Here is a 19,653-nt window from a genome sequence, read left to right on the forward strand (position 1 = left end):
TCAGCAGGGGGAAGCATGGTCGATCTCGCGCCACAGGTGGCTGTGCAGACGGATGCCGCCGCAAGGCCATCGACCCGCCGATACTACGTGCTCGGCCTGCTCACCATCATCTACGCCCTGAACTTCCTCGACCGCACGATCTTCAACGTGCTGATCGAGCCGATCAAGAAGGAGTTTTTCCTCAGCGACACCACGATGGGCCTGCTCGCCGGGTTCGGCTTCGTGCTGTTCTACTCGCTGCTCGGCATTCCCATCGCGCGGATGGCCGATCGCCTCAGCCGCCGTAACATCGTCGCTTGCGCCTTCGCGTTGTGGAGCGCGATGACCTATCTGTGCGGCCTCGCCTCCAGCGTCACGACATTGGCGCTGGCGCGGATCGGCGTCGGCATCGGGGAGTCAGCGGGAACGCCGGCCTCGCAATCGATGATCGCCGATCTGTTCGACAAGAATGAGCGGCCGCGCGCGCTCGGCATCTATGCGATCGGCACCTATCTCGGCGTCTTCCTCGGCTATTTCATCGGCGGCTACGTCAACCAGCACTATGGCTGGCGAATGGCCTTCTTCACCGCTGGCCTGCCGGGCATCGCGCTCGCCGCCGTGTTGTGGCTGACGATCTCAGAGCCTGCGCGCGGCGCGATGACCGAGACCTTCAAGGCGGAGCCGATCGGGCCGACGCTGCGCTTCCTGATATCGCAGCCGAGTTTCGTCATCGTGCTGATCGGCTTCTGCCTGACGACGTACACCAACTACGCCACCGCAGTGTGGATCCCGCCGTTCCTGGCGCGTATCCATCATCTCACCAGCGCCGAGATCGGCACCTATGCCGGCACCTTCAAGGGTCTTTCCGGCATGGCGGGGACACTGGTCGGCGGCCTCGTGGTGGCGCAGATCGGCCGGCGCGACGACCGCTGGAAGCTGTGGGCGCCTGCGATCATGTCCGGCCTCGCCGGCCCGGTGTTCGCGCTGTGCATGCTCACCCCAAGCTTCACACTGATGGTCGCCACGCTGGCGCTGACCTCGTTCATGGTCGGCTTCCATCTCGGCCCGATCTTCGCCATCGCCCAGACCGTGGCAAAGCCCAGCATGCGCGCGCTGGCCTCCGCGATCGTCCTTCTCACCGCGACCTGCTTCGGCCAGGGCTTCGGCCCCCTCGCCGTCGGCATGATCAACGACGCGCTGAAGGGCGCGTACGGCGCGGACGCCGTTCGCTACTCGCTGCTGTCGGCGGCGGTGACGACGACGCTCGGCGCGCTGCTGTTCGTCTTGGCCGCGCGCTCGATCCGATCGGACATCGCGCGCGCCAGCTAGCTCGCCATGAAGGCCAGCAGGTCGGACACCAGGCGCGCGCTGTGCGTCAGCGGCAAAGCGTGCGGCGCGCCTCCGTAGACGGAAAGCCTGCTGCCCTTGATCAGCGCCGCGGTCTTGGCGCCGGTCAGTTCGAGCGGTGCGCTGGCATCCTTGTCGCCGTGCACGATCAGCGTCGGGCGATCGATCCCCCTGGCCGCCGCGCGCAGGTCAGCAAAGGAGATGGTCTTGCGGCAGGCCAGCGCCACCGGCAGCGGCACGCCCAGCATCATCTCCCTGATCCAGGCCCGCGTGACCTCTGGCGTGTCGGGCATGAAGAACGGCGCCTCATTCTCTCCCATCCATTTCGGGAAGTCCTGCGCGATCGCGGCGTTCTGCGCGTCGATCATCGGCCTCGGAATCGCGTCGGGATTGTCCTCCGTCTGCACCAGAAACGGCGTGGTCGGCGCCACGAGGACCAATCGCGCGATGCGATCCGCGCCGTGACGCGCCAGATAGTTCACCGCCTCGATCGATCCCATCGAATGCGCGACCAGTGTCGCGTCGCGCAGGTCGCGCTGCTCGATCACTTCGGCGACGTCATCGGTCAGCGTGTCCAAATCATAGCCCGTCATCGGCATGTCGGAGCGGCCGTGCCCGCGCCGGTCAGGCGCGACGCAGCGATAACCCTTCGCATTGAGCGCCACGATCTGGCTGCCCCAGACGCTGGAATTGAACGTCCAGGCGGCGAGGAACAGCACCGGACGGCCCGAGCCCCAGTCCTGCACGAACAGCGAGGTACCATCCCTCGCCGTCACGCGCGACGGCTGCGCCAGAGCGGTTGCTTCGAGGACTGTTCGACTGCTCATCTCAGATCTCCCTTGCGGATCGGCCGTGACGTGGACGCCACCCACCGATCATCGCAAAGCGAGGTCGTGCCCGCGATTACGCGCGAGGTAATCGGGCTGGCGACGCCAGCCCCGCGCGGGTTTTACCTGTTCGTATTTTCTGTGAAGGTCGCCACGACGTTCCGATAGCGCTTGCTGCCGGCGAGCGTCTCGCCATTGTCCATGCGCAGGACGAAGTCCCCCGCCGGGCGATGCTCGACTGCCACGACCCGCGCTGGATTGACCAGCCTCGCCCGATGCACGCGGACGAGGCCGAACGGCTGGAGCCGATCCTGCTCGCGCGCCAGCGTGCTGCGGATGAGACGGCGTCCGTTGGGAAGACTGAATTCGACATAATTGCCGGCGGATGTCACGGCCACGATGTCGCGGGGATCGATCCGAAAGCTCGTCGCGCCATCCCGCAGCCAGAGGCTGGGGTTGGCGGCGTCGACGGGCGGCTCGGCCACCGGCCGTGCCGCCACCTCGGGCGGCAGCGCCGGCGCCGCTGATATCACCACCCCCCTGCGATCCATCAACCAGATCACCACCGCCACCATCATCGACGAGACAATGTCCTTCTGGAACTCGTGCGGAAATGCCGTCATCCAGTGAAACGTATAGACATCGGCCAGCAACAGCTTGCGCAACCCGACCATGGTGACGAGATGCGCGAACGCGTAGAGCAGCGTCGCCGCCCCCGCCAGCGTGACCGCCATCACGCGGCTGCGCCCAAGACGCAATTGTGCGATGCCGCTTCGCAGCAGAGGCAGAAACAGGATCCATGCAACGGCGCTCGTCACCTCGAGCAGCACGGGCACGCGCAATGGTGCGAACCCGGCCGACGGCTTGAACTCGTTGACCGAGGAGAAGACGTTGACCACGCCACTCGCCACGATCAGCAGCGCCACCCAGCCATAGGCCAGCATCGAGGCGCGCTCCGCCCCGCTCCATCGGTTCGCCGTCACATCGGGTCGATTTTCGTCCCTGGAATCGGGTTGCTCGTCCCAAGCCCGCTCGACGCGACGACCTGTCACCGGTTCAATGGAATTCTCTGGCTGCGTCGTCGGCATGTCGGGAAGGAATAGATGGTGCAACTCGTCAAGTCATCTGCCCCGCTGGTCAACTCGGGGACCCAATTGCGATCCGTCACTCAAGCCGGTCTTTATCACAGGCAAGCGAACGTCGTCCCGCAAAGCAGGACGGTGAGCCGTCCGGACGGACTGAAAATCGGCTCTTCTCACGGACCGGTGACTGGCCGATGAATCGCCGCGAACTCCTGATCGGCGCGGCCCTGACGCCGATGGCGCACTGGATGGTGCCGAGGCCGGTTGCCGCCGCGCAAGGCGCGAGCATTTCGTCGCAAATGCTTCGGCGAACGCGCCCCTCGGATCCAAAATGGCCGTCGGCAGCCAGTTGGAACCAGCTCAACGACCAGACCTGGGGGCAGCTGATTGTGGTGAAGTCGCCGCTCGTGGCCTGTCAGGACAATCCTGCCGGCGCTGCTTGCCGCGATGTGTTCAAGGGGCTCAAGAATCCCTACTACATCGGCGACGACGCGGCGCTGACCCAGACCACGGGCTATCTCGACGCCTGGGCGTCGCAGCCGAGCGTCTACGCGGTCGCGGCGCGCAAGACAGCCGATGTCGTCGCTGCCGTCAATTTCGCCCGCGACAACAATCTGCGGCTGGTCGTCAGGGGTGGCGGCCACTCCTATCTCGGCACATCGAGTGCGCCGGACTCGCTGATGATCTGGACGCGGGCGATGAACGACATCACGCTGCACGACAGCTTCGTCGCACAAGGCTGTGAGGATCCGCCACAGCCGGCCGTCTCCGTCGGCGCCGGCGCGATCTGGATGCATGTCTACAACGAGGTGACGACGCGGGGTGGCCGCTATGTCCAGGGCGGCGGCTGCGGAACCGTCGGCGTCGCGGGGCTGGTGCAGGGCGGCGGCTTCGGCAGCTATTCGAAGAACTACGGCACCGCCGCGGCGAGCCTGCTGGAAGCCGAAATCGTCACCGCGGACGGTGTCGTCCGGATCGCCAATGCCCGCAGCAACCCGGACCTGTTCTGGGCCTTGCGCGGCGGCGGTGGCGGCACCTTTGGCGTCGTCACCCGCCTCACCTTGCGGACCCATGAACTGCCCGAAATCGTCGGCTTCGCCTCCATGACGATCCAGGCGGCATCGGGCGCGTCATTCCGCAAGCTCGTCGGCGCGTTCGTGGATCTCTACGCCGATCGCCTGCATAACCGCCATTGGGGCGAGATCGTCAACATCAAGCCAGGCAATTTGCTTGACATCCAGCTATCGTTCCAGGGGCTGAGCAAGCAGCAGGCCGACGATCTGTGGCAGCCCTTCATTCGCTTCGTCAGCGAGGCCGGGGGCGAGTTCACCTTCATCCGTCGGCCATCGATCCGCACCGGGCCGGCGGCGCGCCGCTGGGACGCCGCCTATATCAGGCAGCGCGCGCCGCAGGCGATCCTGTCCGACGATCGTCCCGGCGCGCCGACGGAGAACGTGTTCTGGGCCGCCAATCTGAGCGAAGCCGGGCATTTCATCCATGGCTTTGAATCGCTCTGGCTTCCGGCGTCGCTGTTGGGCGAAGTGGAGCGCCCGCGGCTGGTCGAAGCCCTGCTCGCAGCCGCACAGCATGCGACAGTCGAGCTGCACTTCCAGAAGGGGCTGGCCGGCGGATCGGAGGCTGCAATCGCCTCGGCGAGAGAGACCGCCACGAACCCCGCTGTCATCGACGCCTTCGTGCTCGCAATCATCGCGAGCGAGGGCCCGCCGGCCTATTCCGGCCTCAGCGGCCACGAGCCTGATCTGGCCGACGCGCGCAAGAATGCCGCGGCGATCGCGAAGGCCGTCGGCGAACTCAGAAAGGTCGCGCCGGATGGCGGTGCCTATCTTGCGGAAAGCAGCTTCTTCGAACCGAAATGGCAGCAGGCCTATTGGGGGGCGAACTACAAGCGGCTTCTAGAGATCAAGCAGCAGTACGATCCGGCCGGCCTGTTCTTCGTGCGACACGGCGTCGGCAGCGAAGGCTGGAGCGACGACGGATTTGCGCGGTTGGCGGCACATCAATAAGGGGCCGAAACGACCGACGAACGAATCCGCCCCCTGACCGCGTTTTAAAACGACCTCAGCTTGCCAAATATTCCTTCGGTATCCGTCTCACCACTGATACCGCACCACGCCCTTGCCGGCGTAGCTTGAGGTAACGTCGGAGAACTCGCCTTCGAACGTCGCGGCGGCCGACCAGCCGTTTCGCCATTTCATCTCGACCGATGCCGAGGTCAACGCAGAGTCGCTTGCCTGCGCCGCGCCGTTGACGACGAAGCTCGCGCCGGGCAGCGCCGGGAAGGTTGCCGCGATCGCGCGGTTGGGATCGTAATCGTGCGCCCAGCCGAAGCGGGTGCGCAGCGTCAGGACGCCGTCCTGCACCGGGAAAGACTTGTCGGTGCGAAAGCCGAGTTCGCTGCGCGTGTCGGTCACGCTCTTGCCGGCATAGCCAAGCACAAAGCTCGGCAAGCCCGAGATCACCCGTTCGGCATAGGCCGGCAGATCGAAGGTCGTAAACTGGCCCGCGGCGTAAGGCGTGATGCCGACGCCGCCGGCCCACGGCGCGACAAAGCGATAGCCGCCTTCAATCCTGCCCGAATACGCGTTGGCATCGAACTCGGCGCGCAGCTGGTCGATGCCGGCGGCCGTCACGGTGCGGTTGGTGGTGATGTCCTGCGAACCGTAAGCGAGCGCTGCGGAAATATAGGCCGGTCCTTCGGTGTGACGGACATAGACGCCGGCCTGGAACAGATCGGATCGGCCGCCGCCGCTGTTGGCGACGGAGAAGTTGGTGCCGCCGCCGGCAATTGCAAATCCCGCAATGGTGTTCGGCGAGAACAGATAATCGGCGCCGATCGCGGTGCCATAAACGCTACTGGTGGTGTTGTTCGATCCGACAATGGCGTTGCCGCTGGTCGACTGCGAACCGCCGAAGCCGGCGGCCCAGACGCTCCAGCGCTGCACGAACGGTGCGGGCGGCGCCTTGGTGAACATCGCGAATGCATCGGTCTTCCTGGCTGCGGCATAGGCGCTGGCACCGCTCTCCTCCGCATAGCCCGAAGCGCCCGGGGCCGTATCGGCTCCGCCGTTCCGGTTCATGAACGGATCGGTCAACACGCCCATGAACAGGTTCATGGCATCGAACGTCGTCTGCTGCGAGCCGGTGGCCAACTCGCCGGAGGCCTGCGTCAACCCCGCCGGCGCGAGCGTACCGAAGACCGTCGGAATGCCGCCGGTCGTGTTGAAGAAATTGACCAGCGTGTTGGCGACGTTTTGCTGGTTGATGGAGAGGCCGCCGCCAAAGTTCGGAGCGGAAGGCGGCACGAAGTTCAGCGTCAGATTGAGGTAGGCGTGGGTGGCGTCGTAGCTCAGCGTGTCGCTGAAATTCGCCGGCAGATTGCTGTTGGCGAGCGAGCCGAAGGTGCCGCTGACGCTGCCGGCGGTCAGGATGGTATACTGCCTGGAAATGTAGCTGCCGTTGGCGAACGCTGCATTCACGGCAGCGCCGCCGAGCGTCGCTGTCCCGCTGACATTGGTCGACGCTGCAAGTGTCGGCGTCACCTGAACCAGATAGATCGCGCCGGATTGAAAGGCGAGATTGCCATTGACGGTCAGCGTGCCGGTCGGGTTTGCGGCATTGCCGGGCGCCAATGTGCCGCCGCTCATGATGGTTGTGGCCGCCGGATCAACGCCGCCGCGCAAGGGCGCGCTGGAATTGGCGACCAGGTTGTTCACCAAATCCGTGCCGCCGATGATGGTTACCCCGCCGAGATTGCTGTTTGCCAACGTGAACGTGGCGCCGCCATCTCTCCCAGCGGTGACCGTTGCGCGACCGACAACGCCGGTGCCGCTCAGGGTGCCGCCGGAATTGACCGTCACGTTCGATGAGCTGGCGATCGAGCCGTCCACTTCCAGCGTGCCGCCGTTGACGGTGGTCGCGCCGGTGTAGGTGTTGATGCCGGCCAGGATCTGCTTGCCGCCGGTGATCGCCACGCCGCCGCCCGCACCGCCGTCCTGGATGATGCCGGCAAACGTTCCGTTCGCATTGGTGAAGGTAAGTGTGTGGGCGCCCAGATTCACCACGCCGGCGCTGGTGCCGGAAAGACCTGCGATCGAGCCATCACCGGCGCGACCCGCAATGTCAAAGTAGCCGTTGTTGATCACGGCCTTCGAGGACGCGATGCTGCCGGCGCCGGTCAGAAACAGTTCGCCGCCGCTGTTGATCGTGGTGAGGCCGGTAAAGGTATTGACGCCTCCGAAGGTCGCCACAGCGCCATTGGCGATCGTCACGTTGCCGCCGGCGCCACCACCGATGCCGCCATCCTGGATGGTACCGTTGAACGGGCCGACATGGGCGGTGATGGTCAGTGTCTTGGAGCCGAGGGAAATGGCGCCGAGGCCGGTCGGATCATAAAGGCCGGTCACGCTGGCGCCGCTGTTGGTCTGCGAAATATCAAGTGTTGCAGGAAGCAAGCCCGATGCGAAACCAAGATAGAGCGAATTGGCGATCGAGCCGCTTCCTTTAAGTGCCAGCGTCGCGCCGCCATCGATCTGGGTGACGCCGGCATAGCCATTGACACCAGACAAGGTCTGAATGCCGCCAGCGATTTCCAGGGCGCCCCCGCCATTGATCGCGCCGGAGAATTCCGTTGAACCGCCGGTAATGACCAGTACTTTGGTGCCAAGCACGACCGATCCGCTGCCCCCCAGTGTCGTGATCGCACCGAAGAGAAGCGCCTGCGCCGAAATATCGAATGTGCCGTTGACCGTCACGACACTCGAGCTGGAAATATCGCCACTACCGGACAACGCGAGCGTTGCGCCAGCGTTGATCGTGGTCGCGCCCGCGTAATTCTCGGCTGCCGCTAGCGTCAGCGTGCCGCCGCTGCCGGAGTTGGCGATGGTCACTCCGCCGGTGCCGGTGAGTTGGGTCCCGAGCATCACGGCATTGCCGTTATAGTCGAACGTCGTACCGCCGGAGCCGATTGCGTTCAGCCGGCCCGAGATGTCAGCCGTATTGCCGTTCGCCCATTGCAGGCCGCCGCCGTTGAGCGTGATGTGGCCCGAGCCGAAATTGCTCGCTGCGTTGAAATTGATCAGGCCGCCGCTCACGGTCGTGCCGCCCGAATAGCTGTTTGCGGCCGTGAGCGTGAGCGTGCCGACACCCGACTTGCTAACGCCCCAACTGCCGGCGTTGGCACCGGTGCCGCCATTGCCGGTCTGGTCGGCGATAACATCGGAGATGATTTGGTTCTGCCCGGCCGCGGGACTGAAGGTCAGCGTCCCGCTGCCCTGCAGGAACAGACCCGAGCCGAAAGCCGAGCCATTGCCGGCGCCGACACCGCCAGCGCCGCCACTGACGCTGTTGCCGTTGACGGTGAAGGCCCCCGAAACAATCAGCGTTCCACCACCCTGGACAAATACGGCGCCGCCCGCGCCAAGCCCGCCACCCGCACCGCCTTGGGAATCGTTGCCGCCATTGCCTGCGCCGAAGCCGCCGAGACTGCCACACGTCTGACCGGAATTGCCGCTTTCGCCACCGCCGCCACCGCCGAAGCCGCCGTCTCCCCCGTTGGCAAAGCAGCGCTTGCTCCCGCCGCCGCCGCCGAACCCGCCGTTCCCTCCAGCACTGTTGGAGCTGCCGCCCCCGCCACCACCGAAGCCGCCAGAACCGCCGCCGCCGCTCAAGCCTCCGACGGAGGTAGCAGCGCTGCCGCTGATCCCGCCGCCGCCGCCACCGCCAGAGAGGCCAGCCCCCTCGGCCCCGCCGCCACCGCCGCCTCCATTGGCGCCCCCCACGCCTGGTGTGGCACCGCTCGCGGGGTCGGTAACGCCGGCGCCACCGCCGGCGGCGCCGACAACGATGCCGGCAGCACCGTTGCCACCCGCCGAGCCAGTCTGGCCGGCCCCGCCGTTGGCGCCGAGGCCAATCCCGCCACCGCCACCACCACCGAAATTGCCGCCGTTACCGCCATTGCCGCCGAGCCCGCCGCCACCTCCGCCACCTCCGCCACCGGCGACGGTTGAGCCGTAATTGCCGCCGTTACCGCCGTTAGCCTGATTGCTGGCGAGAGAAACATTGCTCACTGTGACGTTGGCGCCGCTGGCGACGAACAGCGCGCCGCCGGCGCCCATCCCGCCCCCGCCCCCGCCATCAAACCCGCTGCCGCCATTGCCGCCCTTGGCCACGGCGTTCTGGATCGTCAGATTGTTGACCGCGACGGTGCCCGAGTAGACGAACAATCCGCGCTGCACGCCGCCGCCATCGAGCGTGAAGTTGCCGCCGTTGATCGTGACATTGCTGCTTGAATTGATGACCGGCAGCGTGGTCGTGCCGGTCAGCGTGATGTTGTTCGTGATGTTGAGCTGGTAGCTGGTGCCCGGATTACTGTCGATCGTCGTCAGCGCGGTGACGAGGCTCGTGGCATCGCTGGCGGTCAGCACCGTTTGCGCATGCGCTGATGTCCCGAGCGTAACGACCAGTGCGAGAGTTACAGCAACCCGTTGCAAACGGGGGAATCGTAAGCGCACGCACATGGCATTCCAAATTCCGGCCGCGCGTCACGCGGCAACCAAAACGTCTCAACGCAATTTACCCTCCGACACATTCTGCCGCACGACCAAAAGACAACGATGGATTCGAAAGCCCTTTGATGTGCCTTCTGCGCCACACAATCTTCAATTGCATCGCCGCCAGCGTCCGATGCCAAGCGTCCGATGCCGTCACGTCAGCTTGCCGGTATATTTCTCCAGCGCGGCCCAGGCGTCCGCGCCATAGGTCTTCTGCCACTGCGTGTAGAAGCCGGCCTTCACCAAGGCGGCCCTGAACTGCACGGGATCGGGCTTGTTGAAGGTCATGCCCTTCTCGGTGAGCTCAGCCTGCAGCGAGCGGTCCATCTCGACGAGGTCAGCCCGCTCCTTCACCGCCGCGGCGTCGAACGCGGCGTTGACCATCTCCAGCAGATCGGGCGGCAGGCTCGCCATCGCGCGGCGGTTGCCGATGATCCAGTAGCCGCTCCAGCAATGGTTCGACAGTGCGCAGTATTTCTGCACCTCGTAGAGCTTTCCGGTCGAGACCTGCGCCAGCGGATTCTCCTGCCCTTCGACGATGTGGGTCTGCAGCGCCGAATAGAGCTCGCTGTAGGAGATGCTCGACGGCAGCGCGCCGAGCCCGGAGAACAGCGAGGTCAGCAATGCCGTCACCGGCACGCGGATCTTAAAACCCTTGAGATCGTCGACGCTGCCGAGCTGCCTGCTCGACGACGACGTGATCTGGCGGAAGCCGTTGTCCCAGACCTTCTTCATCGGCACCAGGCCGGTCTTGCCGATCGCCTCGCGCACGGTCTCGCCGACGCCGCCGTCCATCGCCGCCCAGACCTGGTCGTAGGACTGGAAGGCGAAGCCGATGCTCGGCAGGCCCGACAGCGGCACCAGGATCGACAGGGTCAGGCTCGGCGCCGCCATCAACTCGATACCGCCGGCGCGGACCTGCGACAGCATTTCCGGATCGCCGCCGAGCTGGCTGTTGGAAAACACCGTGATGTTGAGCCGGCCGGCCGACTGCTCGGCCACCGCCTTGGCGGCCTCGACGAGACGGATTGTCAGCGGGTGGGTTTCCGGGGTGTCAACGCCGAGCTTAAAATCGAACTCGGCAGCGGCAACGGCTCGTTTGCCAAACATCGCCGCAGCGACCGCACCAGAGCCAGTTCCCAACAGGCCCCTGCGGGTCATCTTCATTGTTTTCATTGTTATTTTTCTCCCAAGCGCTGTCCCGCGCCTGTGCCCAGTTTCGGCTCTCCGCCTCCGTGACGCAAGGCACAGTGAAACCAATCCTCCTGTGGCACGAAACCATTTCAGGGAACTCACGAAACGATCCGGAAACAGATCGGCCTTACCAGTAGCTGCCATAGACGGCGCACAGACGCCCGGAGGCGACCATGAACCACTCGATCCATTCAGCGGACCGCTCGACCCATCTGAAGATTGTGGTCGTTGCCCTCGTTGCCGGCATCGCGGTTGCGGCTTTCGGCATTTCGGCCCGGAACAACGCGGACTTCACCCAGACCGCCCAGACGACCCAGGTCATCAAGGCCGGCAAGCCGGTTGCGATCACCTCGTCGGGCACCTCGACGGTCCGCTAAGATTTACTCAGGCTTCGGCAAACAGAACGGCCGCCTTCGGGCGGCTTTTTGTTGTGCGCTGCCGAATTGAAACAGCTGTCCCATTCCAGCGCAGACCGCCGAAAGATGGTCGCGGAAACCCGACAGCGGCGCGCGAGCTGACCAAACGAAATGCCGGCCGCCCCGACCGGAAACCGCGCCAAGTCCCTCCTCCACTACTGGCGTTAACCGCGTTGCACGCCTGATGCCTCGACCGGCAGCCGGTCGTCGCGCGGCGGCACGATCGCTGCCCCTTTCAACACGTCTTGCCCCGCCGGCGCCCCGACGTGGGACAGGCAGAGTTTGGAGGATTGCGATGTCCGTCACCAACCACGCCCAGCCGGCCGCCGGCATCACCGATTACATTGCGATCGCGAGGCCGGACCACTGGATCAAGCATGTGCTGATCATCCCGGGCGTCGCGTTTGCGCTGATCATGTCGCAGACCGGGCCGATCGAGCTAGCGACGCTCGCCGAGCGCCTCGTCATCTGCCTGTTCGTCGCGATGGCGCTGTCGTCGGCGAACTACACCATCAATGAATGGCTCGATGCGCCGTTCGACGCCATGCACCCGACCAAGCGTGCACGCCCGGCGGTGCAGACCGCGATGTCGCCGACCATCGTGCTTGCGCAATACGTTCTGCTCACCGCCGTCGGCATCTTTGCCGCCAACCGGCTCGGCTACGCCTTCGCCGCGACCGCGACCGTTTTTGCGGTGTTCGGCGTGATCTACAACGTGCGTCCGATCCGAGCCAAGGACCGCGCCTTCGTCGACGTCATCGTCGAGTCCCTCAACAATCCGCTGCGCTTCCTGTTCGGCTGGTTCGCCGTGGTGCCGAGCATCGCCCCTCCGGTGTCGATCCTGCTCGCCTACTGGTTCGGCGGCGCCTTCCTGATGGCCGCCAAGCGGGTCTCCGAGCATCGTGCGATCGTCGAGGCCGGCGGCACCGCGAACCTTGCCGCCTACCGGCCCTCCTTCGCGGTCTATACCCATTCGAGCCTGGTCACGAGCTGCCTCGTCTATGCCCAGGGCTTCGCCTTCATGATGGCGATCTTCCTGCTGAAGTACCGCATCGAATATCTCGTCGTCGTGCCGATGCTGATCGCGCTGTTCGCGGCCTATATGCGGCTCGCGCTGACGCCGGATTCCGCCGCGGCGCGGCCGGAGGAATTGATGCGGCAGCCGGCGATGCTGATCGCGGCCGCCGTCACCATGGCGCTGTTCGGTGTCCTGACCTTCGTCGACCTGCCTTGGCTGAACAGCCTGACCAGCTCCGACCTGATCCGTCTCGGCGGGATCCGCTAACATGTCGATCGCAACTCCGTTCGAGACGCCGAAGGCAAATCTCGGTGTCATTGCCATGGCGCTGCTGTTCGCGGGGCTGCTCGTGCTGCTGGATGGTCCGATCTGGCTCGTGAAGCTGGTGCCGACCCAGGACGGGCCGGTGCATCTGGCGCAGGCCGATTTGATCGCCCGGTTCGGTTGGGGCGGCGCGCTGCAAGAGCCGGCGGCGTCGTTCTATCAATGGAATCCGCGGATCGAGCCGAACTCGGCGATCTATCTGCTGCTGGCCGGATTGATCCGGCTGACCGGCGATGCGCTGGTCGCCAACAGCCTGTTCCTCAGCCTCTATGGCCTTGTCTGGATCGTTGCGGCCTTCGCCTCCAGCCGCGCCGAGACCGAGCGGCCGCTGCTGCCGGCGCTGCTGCTGTTGCCGATTGCCTTCGGCGTCTTCATCCATTGGGGTTTTTACAATTTCGCGCTCGGCATCCCGCTGTTCCTGCTGTTTGCGAGTTTTTGGCGCGGCCTCGGCGGGCGCCGCGATGCGCTGGCCTTCGTCGCGACTGCGCTGTTGCTGGCCGCGCTCTATCTGACCCACATCACCTCGGTCGTCGCGGCCTGCCTGCTGCTCGCCGCCGACGGCATCGCGCGCGCGGTCGCGACATTCGAACGGCAGGGCACCAGGGCTGCGGCGCTGCGCCTGCTGCGCGACGGCGTGTGGGCTGCCGCGGCGGCGCTGCCGGTCCTGCTTTTGATCGCAAGCTTTCTGTTCGCCTACCAGAACATTGCCGGCGAGACGGCAAGCACCGCGGGCGGCGTTGCCCAGATCATCCGCCGCATCGTGGCGGCGACCTATCTCTTCACCTTCACCTGGTGGGAGGTGATTGCGCTCGCGCCGGTGCTTTGCGCGATCGTGCTGGCAAGCTTCGTCGCGCTGCGGCGCTTCGGCTCCGGCGACCTGCTGTGGCCGGTCTTCTTCGCCCTGGTGCTGGCGCTGTCGCTGCTCAATCTCAAGACCGGCTCGGCGCTGCTGTCGGAACGGCTCGCCCCCTATAGCGGGATCGCGATCGTGCTGGCGATCGCAAGCCGCCAGCCTGGGCCGGCACTCTCCCGTGCGCTCTGCCTGGCCGCGCTGTCGGGCCTGATCGGACAGACCGCGGTTCGCGCGGTCGCCTACCAGAGCTGGGCGCCGACGCTGGAGAGCGAGCTCGCCGCCGGCCGCGACAATCCCGGCCAGAGCTTCGCCAATGCGGACCTGATCACCGAGCGCGACAGCCATCTGTTCGCCTGGCGCATCCGTCCGACCCTGCACGCCGCGCAGACCGCAGCACTTGCGGGTCGCGGCGCCGGCCTGTCCTCTCCGCTGCCCTCGACGCGCTATTTCGGTTACTTCCCGCTGCAATATGTCGAGGCGCGCGATTTCATGCGCACCACGCCGGATTGGCAGGATGCACCCGATGTCGCCTCGGTCGCCAGGTTCCGCGCAGCCAATCATGGCGCGCCGCAGGTCCTGATCGTCTCGAGCTCCGACCGGGACGGTGTGGCCTTTGCCGACAAGTTCGGCTACCCCGACTGCAAGACCACCGAGACCGGGGCGCGCGAGATCGACGTGTGCAAGGTCGCAACCCGGCTGAGCGCCGCGAATGACTGAGCATCGCCTCGCCGGCGAAACCGCTGCGAAGCCGAAGGACGAGCGCTCCACTGACGGAGCGGGCGCGCTGCTTGGCCTGCCCGTGGCGCTGCCCCTGGTGCTCGACCTCGACGGCACGCTGATCAGGGGCGACTTGCTCTATCTGAGCTTCTTCTCGATCCTGCGCCGCAATCCGCTGATCGTCGCGTCATGCGCCGCATGGCTGGTGCGCGGCCGTGCCGCGCTGAAGCGCGAACTCGCGCTGCGCCAGCGTATCGACTGGAGCCGGATCGAACTCCACCAGGACGTCGCAGCACTGGCCGAGCGCGAGAAAGCCGCCGGCCGCCGTATCGTGCTGGCGACCGCGGCCGATGCGCTGCTCGCGGAAAAGCTGGCATCGCGGCTTTCATTTATCGACCAGGTGCTCGCCTCCGACGGCGAACATAATCTCAAGGGCGCCAACAAGGCCGACCTGTTGCTGAAGACGTTTCCCGAGGGCTTCATCTATGCCGGCGACAGCGCCTCCGACCTCGCGGTCTGGGCCCACGCCGCCGGAATCATCACCGTCAATGCGTCTGAGGCCGTGCGCGCCGCCGCAGCCGCGCTCGGCAAATCGACGCTTCACCTGCAGGGCCGCAGCGCCACGGTGAAATCTTAACCGCATCCTAACGCGGTCGTTCGATTGCGATCCGCTCCGCGATCCCAGTTTTAAAAATTGTTCCGTTAAGGTCGGCGTCAACAGAGGCGCAGGCCCACAATGAATTTGCAGCAGCAAGTAATTTCGACCGGCTTCAAGATCATCTGCACGGATTGCGGCAGCCTGGCAATCAAGGTCGCCGATCCGGCGCACGCCTCCGGCGACACCATCATCGAATGCCGCCGCTGCAACGCGGTGCGCGGCACGGTGGCGGACCTGCACGTGCTGGCGCGGCGCGGCCGCGACCTGTTCGAATTCTAACCCGGGCCGCGCCGATGCTGTCAGACCCGAAAACCGCCACGCAGAGCGACGCGCCGCTAGATGTTCCTCTGGAAACGGTGTGGACGATCCTCGAGGCCGCCAACGAACTGGGCGACACAAACACGGTCGACGCCTGCCGCCGCGTTATCGACGCCAATTTGCGCGGTGACGCGCCCGGACAGCCCGACCTCGCCGCGATCGCCGCATTCTTTGCCTGATTGAGGCAGCGTGTTGCTGTCTGTAATCTCAATACGGCGCCGCCGTGACAAAGCGCTGCGCGGAAACACAACAACACAGATCAAGACGTTGCCTAGCCCTGGCTTAACTTTGCGTAACTTGCTTCGTCCAGGGACGACCGGCTAGCTGTCGCGCAGCTTTCGGATTCGGACGGGCCGATGAAATTGACGCGCGACGACCTGATTGTCGGGGTCGCGATCCCCGCCTTCTTCATCCTCAGCATCGCCTCGATGATCGCCTGCGCGCGCGCGTTTCCGGGGATGCATGTCTGGCAATCCGACATCACCGCGCAGGCCATCCTCGGCACCGCCATCATGGCCGTCTTCGTCCCGGCCTTCGTCGCGGGACGATTCAGCTTCGGCTACCTGGTGGGCTTCTCGCTGCTGTCGGCCGTGTTCGGCTTCGTCTGGCTGAGCTTTTTCAGCGCGTTCGATTATCCGCACGCCGTCGCGCGCTGGGCCATGATCGCCGCGCTGACTGCGGCGATCATCCCTCTCCTGTTCCAGAATAATCCCCTTTGGCGGCCCGACCTGTCCGAGGCGGCGATCAGGCGCATCGTGGTCCTGCTGCTCGGGGCATCCTTCGCCGTGCTGGTTGCCGACATCTCTTGCGGCGCCAATGTGGGCGATCCCTATGGAGAAGCCCGCAACGCCGTCACACGGCCGGTGCTGCTGAACTATCTGACCGGAATCATCATCGGCGCGGTTCTGCCCTATGTGTTCGCGCATCTTGCGTCGCGCCGGCAATGGCTGGCGGCGGCGGCCGTGTTGCTGTTTGCGCTGTGCTTCTATCCGGTCCTCAACAACAAGACCATTCTGCTGCTGCCGGTCTGGCTGCCGTTTCTGTTCTGGCTGTTCGGCCGGTTCAGCCCGCGGCTGGCGACGGTGCTCGCTTTCCTGATCCCGATGATGATCGGTCTGACAGCGTTCTTTGTTCTCGTTGCCGACAAGGGCTACATCGTATTCGGCACCATCAATTTGCGCTTCGCCGCGATCCCGTCACTCGCCCTTGATCAATACGCCGACTTCTTCGCGCACCGCGAGCTGACGCGCTTCTGCCAGATATCCATCCTGCGGCACATCATCGCCTGCCCCTACGGCGCGCTCGGCCCGACGCTGGGAGCGGTCTATCAGGACGGCAATTTCAATGCCTCGTTCCTCGCCACCGAGGGCATCGCATCGGTCGGTCTTGCGCTCGCCCCGGTTTCGGCGCTGGTCTGCGGCCTGATCCTGTCGGTGGGATCGATGGTCTCGCGCCACCTGCCACCGCGCTTCATCGCGGTTTCCTCTGGCATTGCCGTTCCGACGATCATGAACGTGCCGCTGACGACAAGCCTTCTGTCGAACGGGATCGCGCTGCTGTTCCTGCTGTGGTGGCTGACGCCCGAATGGCGCGAAGAACCATCAAGCGCGCCCGTCGAGCGCGCCGTCATCGGGATCTACCGATCCAATCCAGCTAGCTGAACTTGAACATGCTGGCGTCCAACTGCCCGGGCGCGAGACCTATCAGCCATGCCGCGTTGCCCGCGGCATCGGTGATGATGGTGGTATTGATCCCGGCGACATAGGTTTCGGCTGCCTGGACGTCGGCGTAAGAGTGGAGTGACGTCGCAGCGAAGTTGAGAATGTCGTTCACTCCGCCTGTATTGAAGTCCTGGATGACCATCACCTCGGGTCGCGTGTCGTTGATGTCGAACGTGTCGGTGCCGCCACCGCCCCAGGCATAATCGACGCCGCCGCCACCACTGATGTAGTCGGCGCCCGAGCCCATCAGGAAGACGTCGACCCCTCTCCCGCCGGTGACGGTGTCCCCGCCATTGGAGCCGTAGACATAGTTTTGTCCGGACCCGCCATAGATGACGTTGCCGTCGCTCTCGCCGGACGAAATGAAGATGTTGAGGCCGGAGCCGCCAAACATGGTGTCGACGCCCGTGCCGCCATAGAAGTAGTTGGTGCCCTGGCCGCCAAGCAGTAGATCCGCGCCGGTGTCGCCAAACATCACGTTGACGTCGGAGCTGGTGCCGCCCGATCCCACGACAAGATCATTGCCGTCACCGCCGAACAGGTAGTTGAAGCCGGTTCCACCATAAAGGATGTCGCTACCGGCCTCTCCAAGCAAAACGTCGAGGCCGGCATCGCCGACGAGCAAATCATCGCCGGCCCCAGCGTAGAAATAGTCGTTGCCGTCGCCGCCGTAGCCGACGTCGTCGCCACCATATCCGACCAGGACATCGTTGCCCCCGCCACCGTAGAGAATGTCGTCGCCGGCGCCGCCATAAAGCAGGTCATTGCCCGATGTCCCGGCTCCGATCACCATGATCTGGTCAGAGAACTGCAGGAATTCCACGCCGGAGAGCGTGTCGTCATGGCCGTAACCGACGACCTGGAAGCTTCCGTTGCCGAGGTCGGTCACCGTGAAGCTCGCACGCGTTCCGTCGGTGTAAACTGCGGTATCGTTGCCCGCGCCGCCGCTGATCGTGTTGCTGCCGGTTCCGGGACTTAGCGTGTCGTTGCCGGCTCCGCCATAAAGGACGTCGTTGCCGGCTCCTCCGCTCAGATAGTCGTTGCCGTTGCCGCCGGTCAGATGGTCATCGCCGCCATTGCCGTTCAGCGTGTCGCCGCCGTTTCCCGCGAACAGCACGTCGTTGTTCGAGCCGCCCGAGAGGTTGTTCCCGCCCGAATCATCGCCGGCATAGAGCGACCAGCCCTGGCTGTTGGACGCCGACATATCGATAGTGTCGGCCCCCGACGAACCGGTGATCGTGCCGTATGCGTTCACCGTGCCAAAGTTCGATCCGATGCTGCCCGCAGCCGTCAGAGTCAGCGAGAAGGAGGCGCCGCCGCCGAAGCTCACCGTCGTAAAGCTGTTAATCTCAGCCGCTGTCGCCGCAAATGAGGTTGCACCGATCAACAGGGTCTCTACCCCGGTAATGGTGCTGTGGCTCAGGTCAGCGCCGTAAACGGCCAGCGTGTCGTTGCCCGCACCGCCGTCGAAGGTGTCGAAGCCGGCGTCGGCGAACACGAACAGATCGTTGCCGTTGCCGCCGTAATACGCATCATTGCCGCCACCGCCGCCAAGCAGGACGTCCAGGACGTCGTCGCCGTCGCCGCCGTACATTGAGTCCGAGCCGAGGTAGCCATAGAGCGTGTCATTGCCGGTGCCCCCGCTCAGGTAGTCGTTGCCGTTGCCGCCGTTGAGGCGGTCGTTGCCGCCATTGCCGTTCAACGTGTCGCCGCCATTGCCGGCGTTGAGCAGATCGTTGCCGGAGCCGCCCGAGAGGACGTTGCCGCCCGAATTGTCGCCGGCATAAAGCGTCCAGTCGTAGGATTGCGACGACAGATCAATGGTGTCGGCTCCCGACGAGCCGCTGATCATGCCGCCCCCGTTCACCGTGCTGAAGTTCGATCCGATGCTGCCCGCAGCCGTCAGGCCGAGTGCGAAGCCGGCGCCGCCGCCGCCGCCGAGGCTCACCGTCGTGAAGCTGTTGATCTCCGCCGCAGTCGCCAGGAAGTAGGTCCCGTTGCCGATCGACAGGGTCTCGATTCCGGTGATCGTGCTGTGGCTCAGATCGCCGCCGAAAATGGCCAGCGTGTCGTTGCCCGCGCCGCCGTCGAAGATGTCAGAACCGGTGTCACCGAACGAGAACAGATCGTTGCCATCGCCGCCGTAGTACGCATCATTGCCGCCACCGCCGCCAGTCAGGACGTCGTCCCCGTCGCCGCCGCACATCGCGTCCGAACCGAGGCCGCCATACAGAACGTCGTTGCGATTGCCGCCATTGAGCACATCGTTTCCGTTACCGCCATCAAGTGTCGTTCCGAAATCCAGCGTCTGCCCGTTGACGGTAACCGGCATGGACAGCGCCGTCAGCGTGTCGTCCCCTCCGTAGGCCACGATGCTGTTGATGACTTCATAAGTATCCGACTGGGAGTCATAACTAACGTCAGCGGTAAGCGTCTCGGACGAGTTTGTACCCGTCAGAGTCTTGTAGGTAATGGTCGACATGAAGACCCTGAGGAAATAGTTCGAAATACGGCCTCTACAAAAGGCAAGTGATTGCGCTTATCAACTTCTGATTGTCACGACAAGACAACAAAAGTCGGCCCCGCCCGGAGGCGTATGAAGGCCGGCTCCAGATACCGGAGTGTCCATT

At 64.9% G+C, this 19,653-nt stretch carries 14 protein-coding genes; 9 read left to right on the top strand and 5 right to left on the bottom strand.

Features of this window, described 5'->3' with window-relative positions; translation table 11 throughout:
- Positions 1 to 15 precede the first annotated feature (15 nt).
- Positions 16 to 1,308, top strand: a complete 1,293-nt coding sequence (locus tag V5279_RS24895; RefSeq protein WP_338688860.1) for an MFS transporter — start codon at positions 16 to 18, stop codon at positions 1,306 to 1,308.
- Here V5279_RS24895 and V5279_RS24900 read toward each other — a convergent pair.
- Both V5279_RS24900 and V5279_RS24905 read right to left on the bottom strand, forming a co-directional pair.
- On the bottom strand, positions 1,305 to 2,153 hold the full coding sequence (locus tag V5279_RS24900; RefSeq protein WP_338688862.1) for an alpha/beta hydrolase: 849 nt from the start codon (positions 2,151 to 2,153) through the stop codon (positions 1,305 to 1,307). The genes V5279_RS24895 and V5279_RS24900 overlap by 4 nt on opposite strands.
- Positions 2,154 to 2,275: 122 nt before the next feature.
- Positions 2,276 to 3,136 carry a LytTR family DNA-binding domain-containing protein gene (locus V5279_RS24905; protein ID WP_338688864.1) on the bottom strand — a complete coding sequence of 287 codons (861 nt, stop codon included), beginning with the start codon at positions 3,134 to 3,136 and terminating at the stop codon, positions 2,276 to 2,278.
- A gap of 293 nt (positions 3,137 to 3,429) precedes the next feature.
- On the opposite strand from V5279_RS24905, the gene V5279_RS24910 reads away from it, so the two are divergent.
- Entirely contained in the window at positions 3,430 to 5,259 is a 1,830-nt protein-coding gene (locus V5279_RS24910; RefSeq protein WP_338688866.1) for an FAD-binding oxidoreductase, read from the top strand.
- 87 nt (positions 5,260 to 5,346) lie between these two features.
- Here V5279_RS24910 and V5279_RS24915 read toward each other — a convergent pair whose 3' ends face one another.
- Positions 5,347 to 9,744, bottom strand: a complete 4,398-nt coding sequence (locus V5279_RS24915) for an autotransporter domain-containing protein (RefSeq protein ID WP_338688868.1) — start codon at positions 9,742 to 9,744, stop codon at positions 5,347 to 5,349.
- A 213-nt stretch (positions 9,745 to 9,957) separates the two neighbouring features.
- The gene (locus V5279_RS24920; RefSeq protein ID WP_338701378.1) at positions 9,958 to 10,971 is read right to left on the bottom strand and encodes a TRAP transporter substrate-binding protein; all 1,014 of its coding nucleotides are present in this window, start codon (positions 10,969 to 10,971) and stop codon (positions 9,958 to 9,960) included.
- Between the two features lie 200 nt (positions 10,972 to 11,171).
- On the opposite strand from V5279_RS24920, the gene V5279_RS24925 reads away from it, so the two are divergent.
- From V5279_RS24925 to V5279_RS24955, 7 genes are all read left to right on the top strand, one after another.
- The gene (locus tag V5279_RS24925; RefSeq protein ID WP_166205418.1) at positions 11,172 to 11,375 is read left to right on the top strand and encodes a hypothetical protein; all 204 of its coding nucleotides are present in this window, start codon (positions 11,172 to 11,174) and stop codon (positions 11,373 to 11,375) included.
- A gap of 334 nt (positions 11,376 to 11,709) precedes the next feature.
- On the top strand, positions 11,710 to 12,699 hold the full coding sequence (locus tag V5279_RS24930) for a UbiA family prenyltransferase (RefSeq protein WP_338688872.1): 990 nt from the start codon (positions 11,710 to 11,712) through the stop codon (positions 12,697 to 12,699).
- A gap of 1 nt (position 12,700) precedes the next feature.
- Positions 12,701 to 14,326, top strand: a complete 1,626-nt coding sequence (locus V5279_RS24935; RefSeq protein WP_338688874.1) for a hypothetical protein — start codon at positions 12,701 to 12,703, stop codon at positions 14,324 to 14,326.
- Positions 14,319 to 14,963, top strand: coding sequence for a haloacid dehalogenase-like hydrolase (locus V5279_RS24940; RefSeq protein ID WP_338688876.1), 645 nt, complete (start codon positions 14,319 to 14,321; stop codon positions 14,961 to 14,963). Before V5279_RS24935 ends, V5279_RS24940 begins: the two co-directional genes overlap by 8 nt.
- 99 nt (positions 14,964 to 15,062) lie before the next feature.
- Positions 15,063 to 15,263, top strand: a complete 201-nt coding sequence (locus V5279_RS24945) for a hypothetical protein (protein ID WP_029080746.1) — start codon at positions 15,063 to 15,065, stop codon at positions 15,261 to 15,263.
- A gap of 14 nt (positions 15,264 to 15,277) precedes the next feature.
- Positions 15,278 to 15,481 (top strand): hypothetical protein, encoded by a 204-nt coding sequence (locus tag V5279_RS24950; protein ID WP_338688879.1) that lies wholly within the window; start codon positions 15,278 to 15,280, stop codon positions 15,479 to 15,481.
- 177 nt (positions 15,482 to 15,658) lie between these two features.
- Positions 15,659 to 16,963: a hypothetical protein gene (locus V5279_RS24955; protein WP_338688881.1), complete on the top strand. Its 1,305-nt coding sequence runs from the start codon at positions 15,659 to 15,661 to the stop codon at positions 16,961 to 16,963.
- On the opposite strand, the gene V5279_RS24960 is transcribed toward V5279_RS24955, so the two are convergent.
- Positions 16,956 to 19,505, bottom strand: a complete 2,550-nt coding sequence (locus tag V5279_RS24960) for a calcium-binding protein (protein WP_338688883.1) — start codon at positions 19,503 to 19,505, stop codon at positions 16,956 to 16,958. The two genes, V5279_RS24955 and V5279_RS24960, sit on opposite strands and share 8 nt — an antisense overlap.
- Positions 19,506 to 19,653: the final 148 nt, after the last annotated feature.

Source organism: Bradyrhizobium sp. 26S5 (assembly GCF_036923295.1).
Taxonomy (GTDB): domain Bacteria; phylum Pseudomonadota; class Alphaproteobacteria; order Rhizobiales; family Xanthobacteraceae; genus Bradyrhizobium; species Bradyrhizobium septentrionale.